Genomic DNA, 15,847 nt, shown 5'->3' with positions numbered 1-15,847 from the left:
CGCTCCCCCCGGAAAACGAGACATGGACACCGCCACCAACCCCGTCAAGACCAAGCCCGTGGACGCGGCGCTTCGCGCCTTGAAGATCCTCAAGGTCTTCGACCACCGCCGCCCGGAACTCACGCTGAGCGAGATCGCCGCGCAGACCGGCATGGTCAAGAGCACCACGCTGCGCATGCTGCTCTCGCTCATCGAGGAAGGCTTCGTCACCGTCAACGCCAGCAAGCGCTACATGCTCGGCCCCGAGGTCTACCGGCTGGGCTGCTGCTATGCCGACAGCTTCGACCTGGAGCAGCGCATCCGCCCGCGCATGAAAGCCCTGGTGCGCGACAGCGACGAATGCGTGTCCTTCTTCCAGCGGCTGGGCGACCAACGCATGTGCCTGTTCCGCGAGAACAGCCAGCAGGTGCTGCGCGAGCATGTGGCCGAGGGCGACACGGTGGTGCTCGACAAGGGCGCGGCCGGCCGCGTGCTGATGGACTTCGAGCGCACCAACGCGCTGGAGTCCGGCAGCGAGGCAGTGCGCGCCAGGCTGCCCTACATCTCGCACGGCGAACGCAATTCCGAGATCGGCGGCCTGGCCGCGCCGGTTTTCTCCAACCAGAAAGGCCTGATCGGCGCGCTGGCCATCTCCGGCCCCGTCGCCCGCCTGACGCCCGAGCGCATCGACGCCCTGCGCCCGCTCATCTACGCCACCGCCGCCGAGCTGTCGATGCTGCTCGGCTCCCGCTTCTACGCCTGAACCACCGTTCTCCATGACCGCCGCCACCGACGACCGCCCCACCTACACCGCATCGCACTGGGGCCTGTACCGGGTCCACGAGCCCCACACGCCGCGCACCCGCATCGGCGCCTACGAAGGCGACCCGGATCCCTCGCCCATCGGCTACTTCCAGAACCATCCCGCCACCGAGGCCCTGCGGGTGCGCAAGCCGGCGGTGCGGCGCGGCTGGCTGGCGGCCCGGCAGGGCGGGCCGGCGGTGCCACGCGGGCAGGACGAGTACGTGGAAGTGGAATGGGACGAGGCCCTGGCCCTGGTGGCGCAGGAGCTGCGCCGGGTGAAAGACACGCACGGCAACCAGTCGATCTTCGGCGGCTCCTACGGCTGGGCCAGCGCGGGGCGCTTTCACCATGCGCAAAGCCAGATCCACCGCTTTCTCAACTGCTGGGGCGGCTATGTGCGGCACATGGACTCCTACAGCCTGGGCGCGGCGCGCTCGCTCATGCCCTACCTGGTCGCGCCGATGGACCAGCTCATGCATTCGCACACCGACTGGCAGACGCTGGCCGAACACACGCGGATCTTTCTGACCTTCGGCGGCGTGCCGTCCAAGAACGCCCAGGTGGCCGTCGGTGGCGTCAGCGAGCACCAGGTGCGCGGCGGCCTGCGCGCCATGCAGGCCGCTGGCGTGCGCTTCATCAACGTCAGCCCGGTGCGCGACGACATCGACACCGGCGGCGAGGTGGAGTGGTGGCCGATCCGACCCAACACCGACACCGCATTGCTGCTGGCCCTGGCCCACACCCTGCGCGTGCGCGGCCTGCACGACAGCGCCTTTTTGCAAAGCCACTGCACCGGCTTCGAGGTGTTCGAGGCCTATGTGCTCGGCCACACCGACGGCCAGCCCAAGACGCCCGCGTGGGCAGCGCAGATCACCGGCCTGCCCGCCGCCGACATCGAGCAACTGGCGCTCGACTTGGCCGCGAACCGGTCGATGATCAACATGGCCTGGGCACTGCAGCGCGCCCACCACGGCGAGCAACCCTACTGGGCCTTGCTCAGCGTGGCCGCGATGCTCGGCCAGATCGGCCTGCCCGGTGGCGGCTTCGCCTGCTGCTACGGCGCCGAGAACATGATGGGCAGCCGCTACCGGCGCTTCTTCGGCCCCACGGTGGACCAGGGCCGCAACCCGGTCGAGCACTTCATTCCGGTGGCGCGCATCGCCGACCAGCTGCTACACCCCGGCGAGCCCTTCACCTACCACGGCGTCACCTACCGCTACCAGGACATCCGGCTGGTGTACTGGGCCGGCGGCAACCCCTTCCACCACCACCAGGACCTGGCCCGGCTGGTGCAGGCCTGGCAGAAGCCCGAGACCATCGTGGTCCACGAGCAGTACTGGACGGCGGCCGCCAAGATGGCCGACATCGTGCTGCCCGCCACCACCACGCTGGAGCGCGACGACATCTTCTATGCCGCCCGCGAACCGGTGGTGGCTGCCATGAAAAGCGTGCAGCCGCCTACCGGCCAGTCGCGCGACGACTACGCCATCTTCGCGGAGCTCTCGCGCCTGCTCGGCATCGAGAACGCCTTCACCGAAGGCCTAGACGCCGACGGCTGGCTGCAGCGTCTCTACGGCGAATGGCGCACCCGACTCGCCGAGCGGGCCGACGTGGCGCTGCCGCCCTTCGACGACTTCTGGCGCGAAGGCCTGGTGCGCCTGCCGCAGACCGGCGAGCCGGTGGTGCTGCTGGAAGATTTCAGGCGCGACCCGGTGGCGCATCCGCTCAAGACCGCCTCTGGCCGCATCGAGATCTTCTGCAAGACCATCGCCGACTTCGGCCTGGACGACTGCCCCGGCTACGCCTGCTGGCGCGAGCCGCACGAATGGCTGGGCAGTCCGGTGGCCGAGCGGTTTCCGCTGCACCTCATCTCCGACCAGCCGCGCAACAAGCTGCACAGCCAGCTCGACCACAGCCCGCACAGCCGCGCCGACAAGATCGACGGCCGCGAGCCGGTCTACCTGCATCCGGCCGATGCGCAATCGCGTGGCATCGAGGCCGGCGCGCTGGTGCGGCTGTTCAACGACCGGGGCGCCTGCCTGGCGGTGGCGGTGCCATCCGAGGCCATCCGGCCGGGCGTGGTGCGCTTGTCCACCGGCGCGTGGTTCGATCCGGCGCCGGACGCCTCGGGTGCCCCATTGCTCGACAAGCACGGCAATCCGAATGTGCTGACTGCCGACATTCCGTCGTCTTCTTTCTCGCAGGGTTGCAGCGCGCACACCTGCCTGGTGCAGGTCGAGGCCTGGCAGGGCGGCGAGGCGCCGGCAGTCACCGCCTTCGCGATGCCGGTGTAGGCTCCGGCGGGGAGGTTTCCCCGTGACGGTCCTGCTCGACATCGCCTGGCCCCGCACCCTCGACACCTGGGTCGCCGAGCTGTCGTCCGCCCTGCCTGCGCGCGCGGGCCGGCCGGCGGTCATCGAAGGCTGGCTGTTCGAGGGCCCGCAGGCCCGGCGCCGGGCCGAGCGCCGGCTCGCGGCGGCGGGGCTGCCCGTGCGACTGCGCAGCGCCTACAAGCCGCTGGTCTTTCATTTTCTGGAGGAGGTCGAGCGTGACGGGCTGCGCGCGGTCACGGTGCACTACCCGCTGCACGCGGCGGCGCCCGCGCGGCGCTTCGCGCTGGAGGCTTACCCGCTGGCCATGATGCTCGAGGGCGTCGATTTCCAGCTGCTGCCGCAGCCGGCGACCAGCGAGTCGCCGGTCTACCACGTCGAGCTGCGATGGCACGACGGCAGGCAGCGCATGGACCGTGTCTTCGCGCCCAACCGGGTGCACCTCGACACCGCCGGCGAGACGGTGCTGTCGCCGACCGCCTGGCTGGCTGGCGAGGCCCGCGACGACGACCATGCCCGGGTCTTCGGGGCCGCGATCGACGCGGTGCGGCGGCATCCCTGGCCGGAGCAGGAACCGTATTTCGAGCGGCTCGACCTGCGCGTCGACATCCCTGGCGTGCACCATGCGCCGGCCGAGGAAACCGGCTGGATCGACAGCCACGAAGCGCTGCACGAAGACCTGTATTTCTCGCTGCTCGAAGTCTTCGAGCGCCGTGCGGGCCGGTCGGCGGGCAGCCGTGCGCTGCAGCCGGGCCAGATCGTGCCGGACATCCGGGGCAGCGAAGACGGCATGGTGCGGTTGCTCGTGTCGGTCACGCCCTGGCGGCCGGTCGTGGCCGACGACGCCGTCGACGAGGCTCCGCTGGCCCGCGCTACCTCACCGCTGTCTGCGGGCCGTATCGCACGGGTGATGGCGGAGATCGGCGGCGAGCGGTTCGCAGCGACCAGCGTGCAGGGCCGGCCCGTGCGCTGGCTTTACCGCGAGGGCGGCGATGCGCCGGTGCTGATCAGCGGCGGCCAGCATGCCAACGAATGTTCGGGCGTGGTCGGCGCGCTGCGGGTCGCGCAACGGCTCGCGGCGCGGCCGCCCAGCCACTTCGCGCTCATCGCGTTGGAGAACCCGGACGGTTACGCGCTGCACCGCGAGCTCTGCCGGCAAGCGCCGCGCCATCTGCACCACGCCGCCCGCTACAGCGCGCTGGGCGACGATGTGGAGGCGCGGTCACCGGATGCACCGCCGTACGAAGCCGCCGCGCGACGGCAGGCGCTGGCCCGGTCCGGCGCACTGCTGCACATCAACCTGCACGGCTACCCCGCGCATGAATGGACGCGGCCGTGGAGCGGCTACATCCCGCGCGGCTTCTCGGCGTGGACGGTGCCCAAGGGCTTCTTTCTCATCGTGCGCCACCACGCCGGCTGGGGCGAGCGGGCGCGCGCGCTGGCCCGCGCCGTCTGCGCCGAACTGGCACGGCGACCGGCGCTGGCGGCGTTCAATCGACAGCAGTTGGCGCACTACCGGATGCATGCCGGCGAGCTGCCGTTCGAGCTCATCGACGGCATCGCCTGCGCCATCGCCGAGGTAGACCGGCCGGGCGCGCCGGTCACGCTGATCACCGAGTTTCCGGACGAGACGGTGCACGGCCAGCGCTTCCTGCTGGCCCAGCAAACGCAAACGGCGGCCGCATGGGCCGCCGTCCGGGCGTGGCAGTCGCTGGTGCCGGGCGCGGGGCCCGGTGGCGACGCGTCGGCTGCTTAGAAGTCGATCGCGGCCGACAGCATCAGGGTGCGCGGCGCGCCGACGGTGGCGTAGCTGGTGGTGGTCACCCAGTAGTCCTTGTTGGCGACGTTTTCCAGGTTGGCACGAAACACCACGGCCTTGTTGGCCACGCGCGTTGCATAGCGCGCGCCCAGGTCCACGCGGGTCCAGGCGGGCATGCGCAGCAGGTTGGCGGCGTCGTAGTAGACCTTGGAGGTGTTGATGACGCGGCCGTTCAGGCTCAGGCCCTGCACCCACGGCGTGTCCCAGTCGAGGCCGGCGTTGAAGGTGCGGTCCGGCACGCCGTTGGCGTCGTTGCCCTGGTTGGTGCCGCTGGCGGTGCGCACCAGCTTGGCGTCGTTGAACGAGGCGCTGGCGGAGGCGCGCAGGCCGCGCACCACTTCGCCGTAGGCCGACAGTTCGAGGCCGCGATTGCGCTGCTTGCCGCCGTAGCTCAGCACGTTGTTCTCGGTGATGCTGCTCGGGCGCTCGATCTCGTACAGCGCGGCCTGCGTGATCAGGGTGCCCCAGTCACGCTTGATGCCGATTTCCTTCTGGCGCGACTTCTGGGGCGAGAACACCTCGCCGCGGTTGCTCAGCGTCGGGCCGGCGACGGCACCCTGCTGCAGGCCGGCGGTGTAATTGAAATACACCGAGGTGTTGGCGTCCGTCTTGAATACCAGGCCGACCAGCGGCGTGACTTCGCTGGCGTTGTAGGCGGTGGAGCCATTCACGCTTTTCTGGTCGATGGTCTGGTTGCGCAGGCCCAGCGTGAACAGCAGGCGGTCGTCGAAGAAGGCCATGGTGTCGGCCACCGCGAAGCTGTAGAGACGCAGATCGGCTGTCTTGCTCGGGTCCAGGCGCGGAAAGGTGATGGCCGGCAGCGGCGACGGGTTGTAGATGTTCGATGCGACCGGCGTGGTGGTCAGCTGGTAGAAGTAGCCGGTTTCACGCTGCAGGCCGTTGGCCGACACCACCAGGGTGTGGCCGACCGAGCCGGTGGCGAATTTGGTGCGTACGCCGACTTCCCCGGAAGACGTCTTGTTGTATTCGTCGTAGTAGCCGTTGTTGACCGAGAAGTTGCCTGCCGAGTTCACTCGCAGGTCGGTCGGGCGCGTCACCGCGGTCGGGAAGTTCTGGTTGCTCGAGGTTTCGCTGTAGCCGATGCCGCCGTAGAGAGTGGTGCGGTCGTTCAGGTCGAACTCGGCCCGGGTGATCGCGGTCTTGGCCTTGTCGGTCAGCTGCACGCCCGGGTAGAAGCTGGAGCGGGTGTCCGGCACGTCGGGCACTTGCGTGATGCCGGCGCGAAAACCGATCTGCGGACGCAGCTCGACGCTCTTGTTTTCCGAGTAGAGCAGGTCGGCGGACCAGCGCAGGCGGGTGCCGGCGTAGTCGATGCCCAGCGAGCCCAGGCCCACGCGCTGGCGGCCGCCGTCGATGTTGCCTTCGCCGTTGCGCCACACGCCGTTGGCGCGGATGCCCCATTCGTTGTTTTCGCCGAAGCGGCGGCCCACGTCGAGGTGGGTGCCGAACTGGGCCTTGCCCATGTAGGTGGTGGTCAGGCGGGTCAGGGGCACGTCGCTGGCGCGCTTGGTCACCACGTTGATCGCGCCGCCGATGCTGCCGCTCGGGCCGGTGCCGTTGGTGAAGGCGCCCGGGCCCTTGAGCACCTCGACGCGTTCGAGCATTTCGACCGGCATGCGGGTGGCGGGCGACAGGCCGTACAGGCCGTTCATGGCCACGTCGCGCGAGCCGACCGAGTAGCCGCGGATCTGGAAGTCGTCGCCGTAGCCGCCGCGGGTCTGCAGCGTACGCACCGAGGCGTCGTTCATGACCACGTCGGAGATGGTCAGGGCCTGCTGGTTCTCGATCAGCTCCGAGGTGTAGTTGGTCGTGCTGAAAGGCACGTTCATCAGGTCGGTGCGGCCCAGGATGCCGAGGTCGCCGCCGCGGGCGAACTGGCCGCCGGAGTAGGTCTTCTGCAGGCCGCCGATGGCTTGTGCCTGGTCGGCGACGTTGGTGTCCTTGAGCCTGATGTTGGTGTCGACGGTCTGCGCTCCGGCGCCGCTGGCGGCGATCACGACGCCCAGGCCCAGCATGTGGCGGGCGATGGCGGCGACGGGAGTGGTCTGGAAACGGACGGACCGGGAAGGCGTTTTTGTCATGGAACTGTCGGGAAGATGCGAAGGCGGCGTCGGCCGGAAAACGTTGTGTATTTCTCGTAAAAGAAATACGAACGGTTCTCATTGTAAGTTGTTGCACGTTGCAACAACACTACGAATCCCCGGCGATCCCCTGTGTCATCCCTTTACAACGCGGCCCGGCTCCGCGTAGGCGCCGCTCAGCGCGCCAACTGCGGCGCCCGCGCCCGCCGGTGCTGGCGCTCGCCGCCCCGGTTCTGCCGCTTCAGCATGTCGTTGACGAAGATCGACGCCTCGACCGCCATCTCCACCGCCGCCGCGCCTTCCGGAAACAGCTCGGGCATGCGGTAGGACAACCAGGCATAGGCCGAGTAGGTGCGGCAGGCATCCTCGGCGTCCTGCAAGGAACTGCGGCCTTCGCGCAGGCCAACCGCGTCGATGCGCGAGGGCCGCTGTTGCTCCACCGCGCGCGCCCAGGTCCACAGCAGTGTCTGGAACTTCGGTATGCGGGTGGCCAGCGGCACCAGCGAGAACAGGAAGCGCTGTTCCAGCGTCATGCGGGTGCCGTCGAGCCAGCGGGCGCGTTCGGACTGCTCGGCCAGCGAGGTCGGCACGAAGAACACGTCGTGGACGTCGATGTTGCGGCGGAACAGCGCCAGCAGTTCCAGCAGGCGCTGCTCGCCGGTCACGCGGCCGATCTGCGTCAGGTGTTCCATCGACGGCGCCACGTAGAAGCCGGTGCGCGGAATCGGCTCCAGGGGTGCTGCCAGCAGCTTGCGGATCGCCTTGTGCACCGGCCCGCCCAGGCCCAGCACCGTGCCGGTTTCGGCCAGGCCGAAACGGCCGGCGCGCCCGCCGATCTGTTGCACCAGCCAGGCGGGGACGGGGCCGTCTTCGGTGCCGTCGTACTTGGTGGCGGTGGTGAAGATGACGCGTGCGATCGGCAGGTTCAGACCCATGCCGATCGCGTCGGTGGCCACGACGACCTGCGCTTGTCCGCTGCGAAAGGCCTCGGCCTGGGCCCGGCGCACTTCGGGCGACAAATTGCCGTAGATGGTCGCCACCGAGAAGCCGGCTTGCGACACCTGTTCGGCCAGTTGCAGCACCTCACGGCGCGAGAAGGCAATGACCGCGTCGCCGGCCTTGAGTTGGCGCAGCGATTCGAGCGGCTTCTCGCCCATGGCGAGCTTCGACTTGCGGTCGAGGATGCGCACCTCGCATTCGCAGCCCAGCCGCCCGGCGAGCGATTCGATCGCCGCGCGCGCCGCTGCCGAGCCCACCAGGTAGACGGTGGCGGCCGGCACGCCGCAGACGGCGGCGGTCCAGGCGGCGCCCCGGTCGGCGTCGCCGAGCATCTGAATCTCGTCGATCACCGCCACGTCCACCGGCGTCTGCACGTCGAGCATCTCGACGGTGCTGGCGATGTGGCTCGCGCCCGCCTGTACCCGGCGCTCTTCGCCGGTGATCAGGCTCACCGCGACGCCGGCCGCGCGCAGGCGCTCGTAGTTCTCCAGCGCCAGCAGCCGCAGCGGCGCCAGGTACACGCCCGACTTGGCCGATTGCAGGGCGAGCATCGCTTCGTGGGTCTTGCCGGAATTGGTCGGCCCGAGCAGGGCGATGATCTTGCGGCGCATGCCGGCGGCGGCGCGGAAGGTGTCGGGAAACCGTGCCAGGTTGATCGATTCGCGGGTGCGGTCGGCCGCCAGGCTCGCCTTGCGCTGCACGGCGGCGGCGTCGATGCGGTCGAGCGCCAGCTGGAAAGCGATGTCGGCGCGTTCGCGCGGACGCTGCAGCGCGTCCCAGCAGTAGGCGCCGGTTTCCACGCCGGCGCCGGCGGCGCGGCGCAAGGCGTTCATCACGAAGCCGGTCACCTCGCGTTCGAAGTCGGCGGCGGTGTGCTCGTGCAGGCGTTCGGCCAAGGCCGCCACCTGCTTGTGCGGCGCCATCTTGACCCAGCGGTTGAGCTGGGCGAGCACGCCGTCGGGCGGAATCAGCGCGTATTCGACCCGGTGGCCGTCGACGGTGACCTCGCCCTTCACGCTATAGGCGACGGTGGTGTCGGTCTTGATCAGCGTGGCACGGCTGCGCGCGAGCAGATCGTTGAGTTGGCGGACCTGGGCGGCCAGGGCGTCGGCGGCGGGCGCCGCGGTATCGATGTGTTCGGTGGGGGTGTGCTTGGTCACGGAGCGAAGAGGGAGTTCGGCTCGCAACCGGGCAAGGGGCCGCGCGAGGCGTGGGGGAAACCCTCTAATGTGACAGACCGCGAATGGCCCTGTGCCGACAAGCCGATGGATACAGATTGCGCGCTTGTCGGATCAACTGTATTGGTACTGTGATGGTCGCTCTCTTTAAAATGGGCATCCCCAAGGCGCCCGGGCCCTCTGCATTCCCTGCTTTTCGACTACGGCGCCTCCTGCATTCCCGAGGATTTCTCCCATGACCTGGACCCTGGCGGCACGTACCCGCAAGATGACGTCTTCCGCGATCCGCGACCTGCTCAAGCTCACCGAGCGGCCCGGCATCATCAGTTTCGCCGGCGGCCTGCCGTCGCCGGACGCGTTTCCGGTCGAGGCCTTCGCTGTCGCCTGCGACAAGGTCCTGACTGCCGCCGACGCGCGCGGCTCGCTGCAGTACGCCACCACCGAAGGCCTGCCCGCGCTGCGCGAAATGGTCGCGGCCTCGCTGCCGTGGAGGGTCGATCCGGCCAACGTGCTGATCACCACCGGCTCCCAACAAGGCCTGGACCTGGCGGCCAAGGTGCTGATCGATCCGGGCAGCAACATCCTGGTGGAAACGCCCACCTACCTGGGCGCGCTGCAAGCCTTCCAGCCGATGGAGCCGACGGTCGTCGGCGTGGCCAGCGACGAGTCCGGCGTGATCGTCGACGACTTCGAAGCCAAGGCCCCGGGCGCGCGCTTTCTCTACGCCCTGCCCAACTTCCAGAACCCCACCGGCCGCACCATGGACGAGGCGCGCCGCGCCGCCGTCGCCGAGGCGGCCGTCCGCGCGCAGGTGCCGGTGCTCGAAGACAACCCTTACGGCGAACTGTGGTTCGACGCACCGCCGCCGGCCCCGCTGGCGTCGCGCCACCCCGAGAACACGCTCTACATGGGCTCCTTCTCCAAGGTGCTCGCGCCCGGGCTGCGTCTGGGCTTTCTGGTGGCCCCGGCGGACATCCACTACCGCCTCACCATGGCCAAGCAGGCGGCCGACCTGCACAGCCCGAGCTTCAACCAGCGCGTCGTGGCCGAGGTGCTGAAGGACGGTTTCCTGGACCGCCACGTGCCCACCATCCGATCGCTCTACCAGGGCAAGCGCGATGCGATGCTCGCCGCCCTGTCGCGCGAGATGGACGGCCTGGGGGTGACGTGGAACCGGCCGGCCGGCGGCATGTTCCTGTGGGCGCGGCTGCCCGTGGGGCTGTCGGCCACGGCCCTGTTGCCGCGCGCGGTGGAAAAGGGCGTGGCCTTCGTGCCCGGCGAGCCCTTCTATGCCGGCCAGGCCGACGACCGCACGCTGCGCTTGTCCTTCGTGACGGCCACCTCGGCGCAGATCGACGCGGGCATCGCGGCGCTGGCGGCTGCCGTGCGCGAGTCGCTCGACCGGCTGTCCACCGCCGAGCGCGACGCCGCGATGGCGCCGGCCTGAGGTCGCGGCCCGTGTTGCGCGTCTGGGGGCGGATCTCGTCGATCAATGTGCGCAAGGTCGTCTGGACCTTGCAGGAGCTCGAACTGGCGGTGCAGCGTACCGATGCGGGTGGGCAGTTCGGGCTGGTGCGCGAGGCCGATTACCTGGCGCGCAATCCCAACGGGCTGGTGCCTTTGCTCGAAGACGGCGAGGTGCTGCTGTGGGAGTCGAACGTGATCGTCCGGTATCTCTGTGCGCGGTATGCGCCGGGGCGGTTGTACCCGGAAGGGCTGGCGGCGCGGTTCGATGCGGAGCGGTGGATGGACTGGCAGCAGACCAGTCTGAATCCTGCCGGGCGGGGGGCGTTCTTTCAGCTGATCCGGACTGCGCCGGAGTTGCGGGACGAGTCGGTCGTGGCTGCTTCCGTGGCTTCCATGGAGCCTTTGCTCGATTTGCTGGATCGGCATCTGGCGGGTAGGGCTTATCTGTCGGGGGATTCGTTCTCCATGGCGGATATTCCGGTTGCTTGCGATGTGCATCGGTGGGGGGCTTTGCCGTTTGCTTCTTCTGCTGTTGCTGGGCGGCCGAATCTGGATCGGTGGTTTCGAGGGTTGGCTGAGAGGGCGGGGGCCAAAGGGGTTTTGGATGCTCAGCTGGTTTGAGGTTTTCTGCTCTTGCTGAGCTGGCTGTTTGCTTTTTTTCTTCTCTTTGCAGAGGGTGGAGCTGGGGGCTTGCGCGCCCCCAGACCCGCGGTAACTTTCTTTTGTTGGGACAAAAGAAAGTCACCAAAGAAAAACCCTTGAAGACGAGCTCGAAGCTCGGTCGGGCCATTGCTTCGCTCGGCCTGGGGAATGTGCCTTCGAACGCTCTAACGGCAACAGTTTGGACAAGGGTCGATCCAAAGCCATGGCCCCGCTGCGCGGGTCGAGGCTGAGAGGATAAGAACAGGCGACCGCACTGAGCACGTTGAGGGGGCCGCGCTGATTCGATCGCCACGCTCAATGCGCGCCCTGGTGCGGCCGGAGCGATCAAATCGCATGCATTCGCCCCGCTCGCCGATGTGGTCCGTGCGCCCACTTCGCGGCCGGCTAGCGGTCGCGAGAAATCTCCCATTCGACCCGCCAGTGCGGTTCAGCCCATGCGAGCAACGCGCATGGCGATCGAACGTACGCGGCCCCCTCACCGTGCTCAGTGCGGTCGCCTGTCCTTACCCTCTCAGCCCCGACCCTGCGAAGCAGGGGCCAAGGCGCTGGATCAACCCTTGTCCAAACTGTTGCCGCTAGAGCGTTCGAAGGCACATTCCCCAGGCCGAGCGAAGCAATGGCCCGACCGAGCCTCGAGCTCGTCTTAGCGTTTTTTTGGTGACTTTTTTTTCGCGAAAAAAAAGTTACCGCGGGTCTGGGGGCGCGCAAGCCCCCAGCTCCACCCTACGTTCAGTAGAAGAAAAACAATTACCGCTCACGGCCAAGCAAGGCCAAGCAGGGCCAGGCAAGGCCAGGCCAGGCCCAGCCCGCACCGAATCAAACCGCCGAAACGTTCCCCCCGGACCCCACAGCATCCAACACAGCCGGCGCCGTCACGATAGACCTCAACCCCGGCTCATAAACCCGAAGCAAAGAAGCATCCGGCAAGGGCCTGCGCAGCAGTTCGGAAGAGGCAAAAGCCTGCTCCATCGCATACCCCACCCCCAGGGTGAACCGATCCTCCCGGAACCCTCCCACCACTTGCAGCCCGAACGGCAACCCAGCCGTATCCACGCCACAGGGAAGAGCCAGCGAAGGATGCGTGGTCAGCGTGGTCACATAGGTCAGAGACAGCCACCGGTAGTAGTTTTCCTGCTGCTCCCCATTGATGACCGCCGCATGCGGCTGGGTCCACGGAAACGGCGACACCGGCGTGACCGGCGCCAGGATCACGTCGTACTCGCGGTACGCCGCCTGAAAGCGCTTCAAGATGCGCGTCTGCTCGGCCTGCGCCCACGCGCTGTCGACCAGGCTCATCGCCGCGCCCATCTCGTAGTTGGCGCGCGGGTTCGGCCCCAGGCTGCCCGGATCGCGCTCATAGGCCTCGCGCATGCCGGCGACGAAGGCCTCGGCCCGCAGCACGTCGAAGCAGCGATGCACCTCGCCCAGGTCCAGCGCGATCGGCTCGCAACTGCGAAACAGATGCTTCATCGCCGCGATCTTTTCCCGGAAGACGGCCCGGATGCCGTCGTCGACCGCGCAGGCACCGAAGTCCTCGGTGTAGCCCACGCGCAAGGTGCCCAGGTCGACCTGCTGCGGCAGCAGGAACGACAGCGGATCGAGCGGATAGCTCAGCGGATCACCGGCCGACATGCCGGCGGTGGCAGCCATCTGCAGGCAGGCGTCGGCCACCGTGCGGCCCATGGGGCCGACGACCGAGATCGGCGTCCAGCCCAGGGGCTTGCGCACGCTGGGCACCACGCCCGGCGAGGGCCGGAAGCCGACGATGCCGCACTTGGCCGCCGGTATGCGCAGCGAGCCGCCGGTGTCCGAGCCGGTGCAGACAGGCAGCATGTCCAGCGCCAGCGCGGCGGCCGACCCGCCGGACGATCCGCCGGCGTTCAATCGCGGGTCGAAGGGATTGCCGGTGGCGCCCCAGACCGGATTGAAGCTGTTGGCGCCGGCGCCCATCTCGGGCACGTTGGTCTTGCCGGCGACGATGGCGCCGGCCGCGCGCAGCCGGGCGACGAGTTCGTTGTCGGCGGACGGCACGTTGGCACGGTAGATGGGCGAGCCGAAGGTGGTCAGCAGGCCTTCGGTGTTCTCCAGGTCCTTCACGCCCAGCGGCAGGCCGTGCAGCAGGCCCAGCGGCTCGCCGGCCATGACGGCGGCTTCGGCGGCGCGCGCCTCGCCGCGTGCGCGGTCGAAACAGGTGGCGGTGACCGCGTTCACGTACGGATTGACGGCCTCGATGCGGGCGATGCAGGCGTCGAGCAGTTCGACCGGCGAGAGCTGGCGCGCGCCGATCAGGCGGCGCATTTCGGTGGCGGGGAGGGCGACGATGTCGGCGTTTTGCATAGGGTGCAGGTGCGGGTGGAAGTCTTCTTCTGCTTCAGCGGCTGAGGCCGCGCGAGGATACCGGCCACACGGCTTCGACCACGCCCCCACGCAGGCAGACGATCTCGTCGTGCAGGTTGATGGTGGGGTCGCAGTGGCCGGGCACCAGCAGCAGCTGTTCGCCGAGCATGGGCAGCGGGCCGCCGTCGGCATGGACCACGCCGTGCTCGTCGCTGGCCTGGTGGTACTTGAGATGGCCGCGCTGCCAGACGCCGGGCAGGCCGGAATCGACCGCGAGCGACTTGAGTCCGGCGTCGACCACCGCATGGCCCGGCGCGGCGGTGCTCATGACCGAGCAGGCCAGGAACATCGCATGCTCGAAGCGCAGCGCGTCGCCGTACTCGTTGTCGCCATAGTCGCGGTCCATGAAGGCGTAGGAGCCGGCCTGGATCTCGGTGAAGACGCCGCTGGAAAAATCGAATTCGGCACTGCCGCTGCCGCCACCGGTGACGGTGTCGCAGCGCACGCCGGCAGCCGACAGCGCGGCGACCACCTCGGCGGCACGGCCGGCGGCGATGGCCGAGCGTTCGCGCCGCTCGGCCAGCGAGCGCAGATGCTGCAGCGTGCCGTGGTAGGCCTGCAGGCCGCGGAATTCCAGTTGCGGAAACCGCGCGATGGATTCGAGCAGCCGCAGCACCGCATCGGCGCCGGAGACGCCGCAGCGGCCGTGGCCGATGTCGATCTCCACGAACACGCCGATCACGCTGCCGGCCTCGCGCGCGGCCTCGCCGAGCAGCGCGACCTGCGCCGCGTCGTCCACGCAGACGCTCATGCGCGCCAGCAGTGCGGCACGGGCCAGCAGGGCGGCCTTGGGCGCCGTGGCGATCTCGTTGCTGATGTGGATGTCGGCCACGCCGGCATCGATGAAGGGCAGCGCCTCGCTGACCTTCTGGCAGCAGATGCCGACCGCGCCGCGTGCGATCTGGGCCAGGGCGACAGCCGGCGTTTTATGCGCCTTGCCGTGCGGCCGGAGCTTGACGCCGGCGGCGTCGGCGGCGGCCTGCAGGCGGTCGAGGTTGCGTTCGAAGGCGTCGAGGTCGAGCAGCAGGGCGGGCGTGTCGACCTGCGCCATCGGCAGGCCGGCCACGGCGGCGGGTGGGAGAAGGTTCAGGGCTTTCATTCGGCCCGGATGTTGGCACGCGTGGCGATGGCGCGCATCAAGGGCAGTTCCTTCTCGATCAGCGAGGTGGCGGCGGCGCCGTTGGCCCAGGCGGGTTCCAGGCCGGCGGCGACCAGCTTCTCGCGCACTTCGGGCGTGGCGATGGTGTCCTGCAAGGCCTTCTCCAGCTTGGCTTTCACGTCGGCCGGCAGGCCGTGCGGCGCGACCACGGCGATCCAGGTGTCGGCGTCGAGGTCGAAGCCGCTTTCGGCGAAGGTCGGCACGTCGGGCAGCAGGGCCGAGCGCTTTTTGGTGGTGACAGCGATCGCCTTGATCTTGCCGGTCTTGAGTTGCGGGATGGCGGCCGAGACGGTGTCGACGGAGAACGGCACCTGGCCGCCCATCAGGTCGGTCATGGCCGGCGCGCTGCCCTTATAGGGGATGTGGACCATTTTGGTGCCGGTGGCGCGCAGCATGAGTTCGCCGGTGAACTGGGCGGTGGTGCCGGTGCCGAAGGAGGCGTAGGAATACTTGTCGGGCGCAGCGCGCACCAGGTCGACGTACTGCTTGGGGTTGGCGGCCGGCACGTCCTTGTTGGCCAGCAGGATCAGGCCGGTGCGGGCGACCAGGCCGATCGCGTCGAAGCTTTTGAGCGGGTCGTACGCCAGCTTGGACTGCAGCGCGGGGTTGACGGTGAAGGTGGTGCCCGAGCTGATCAGCAGGGTGTAGCCGTCGGGCGCGGCCTTGGCGGTGTAGGTGGCGCCGATGATGGTGCCGGCGCCGGCGCGGTTGTCGATGACCACCGGCTGGCCGAGCTTGTCGCCCAGCGTCTTGCCGACCAGCCGGCCGACCACGTCGGTGGCGCCGCCGGGCGGGAAGGGAATCACCAGGGTGAGTGGGCGCGAGGGGTAGGTGTCGGCATGGGCGCCGGGCGCGAAGACGGCGGCGGCGGCCAGGGCGGCGCAGGCGAGGAGGGCAGATGTTTTCATGGCGGGCTCGAAGAGGAAGGATGGGGGCGGACGGGACGGATG

Annotated in this window: 10 protein-coding genes; 5 read left to right on the top strand and 5 right to left on the bottom strand. The window is 68.9% G+C overall.

What is annotated here, in order from left to right; genetic code table 11:
- The first annotated feature begins 22 nt into the window (after nt 1–22).
- The 3 genes from R9X41_RS20225 to R9X41_RS20215 are packed head-to-tail and all read left to right on the top strand — an operon-like array spanning nt 23 to nt 4,869.
- Entirely contained in the window at nt 23–742 is a 720-nt protein-coding gene (locus tag R9X41_RS20225; RefSeq protein ID WP_318632233.1) for an IclR family transcriptional regulator, read from the top strand.
- Nucleotides 743–755: 13 nt separating this feature from the next.
- Nucleotides 756–3,077, top strand: a complete 2,322-nt coding sequence (locus tag R9X41_RS20220; RefSeq protein WP_318632232.1) for a molybdopterin-dependent oxidoreductase — start codon at nt 756–758, stop codon at nt 3,075–3,077.
- A gap of 22 nt (nt 3,078–3,099) precedes the next feature.
- The gene (locus R9X41_RS20215) at nt 3,100–4,869 is read left to right on the top strand and encodes a peptidase M14 (RefSeq protein WP_318632231.1); all 1,770 of its coding nucleotides are present in this window, start codon (nt 3,100–3,102) and stop codon (nt 4,867–4,869) included.
- On the opposite strand, the gene R9X41_RS20210 is transcribed toward R9X41_RS20215, so the two are convergent.
- Both R9X41_RS20210 and R9X41_RS20205 read right to left on the bottom strand, forming a co-directional pair.
- The gene (locus R9X41_RS20210) at nt 4,866–7,034 is read right to left on the bottom strand and encodes a TonB-dependent receptor (RefSeq protein ID WP_318632230.1); all 2,169 of its coding nucleotides are present in this window, start codon (nt 7,032–7,034) and stop codon (nt 4,866–4,868) included. The two genes, R9X41_RS20215 and R9X41_RS20210, sit on opposite strands and share 4 nt — an antisense overlap.
- A gap of 176 nt (nt 7,035–7,210) precedes the next feature.
- A complete protein-coding gene (locus R9X41_RS20205) occupies nt 7,211–9,193 on the bottom strand; it encodes a helicase-related protein (RefSeq protein WP_318632229.1) in 1,983 nt (660 codons plus the stop codon).
- Nucleotides 9,194–9,446: 253 nt separating this feature from the next.
- On the opposite strand from R9X41_RS20205, the gene R9X41_RS20200 reads away from it, so the two are divergent.
- Entirely contained in the window at nt 9,447–10,658 is a 1,212-nt protein-coding gene (locus tag R9X41_RS20200) for an aminotransferase-like domain-containing protein (RefSeq protein WP_318632228.1), read from the top strand.
- Nucleotides 10,659–10,669: 11 nt separating this feature from the next.
- Entirely contained in the window at nt 10,670–11,299 is a 630-nt protein-coding gene (locus R9X41_RS20195; RefSeq protein ID WP_318632227.1) for a glutathione S-transferase family protein, read from the top strand.
- A gap of 858 nt (nt 11,300–12,157) precedes the next feature.
- On the opposite strand, the gene R9X41_RS20190 is transcribed toward R9X41_RS20195, so the two are convergent.
- From R9X41_RS20190 to R9X41_RS20180, 3 genes are read right to left on the bottom strand one after another with little or no spacing between them, the layout of a single operon-like run.
- Nucleotides 12,158–13,678: an amidase gene (locus tag R9X41_RS20190; RefSeq protein WP_318632226.1), complete on the bottom strand. Its 1,521-nt coding sequence runs from the start codon at nt 13,676–13,678 to the stop codon at nt 12,158–12,160.
- 34 nt (nt 13,679–13,712) lie between these two features.
- Nucleotides 13,713–14,837, bottom strand: coding sequence for a DSD1 family PLP-dependent enzyme (locus R9X41_RS20185; protein ID WP_318632225.1), 1,125 nt, complete (start codon nt 14,835–14,837; stop codon nt 13,713–13,715).
- Nucleotides 14,834–15,805 carry a Bug family tripartite tricarboxylate transporter substrate binding protein gene (locus R9X41_RS20180; RefSeq protein ID WP_318632224.1) on the bottom strand — a complete coding sequence of 324 codons (972 nt, stop codon included), beginning with the start codon at nt 15,803–15,805 and terminating at the stop codon, nt 14,834–14,836. The genes R9X41_RS20185 and R9X41_RS20180 overlap by 4 nt, the downstream gene beginning before the upstream one ends.
- Nucleotides 15,806–15,847 lie beyond the last annotated feature (42 nt).

The sequence above is a fragment of the Xylophilus sp. GOD-11R genome (genome assembly GCF_033546935.1).
GTDB lineage: Bacteria > Pseudomonadota > Gammaproteobacteria > Burkholderiales > Burkholderiaceae_C > Xylophilus.
This window is presented reverse-complemented; position numbering and strand designations above follow the sequence as displayed.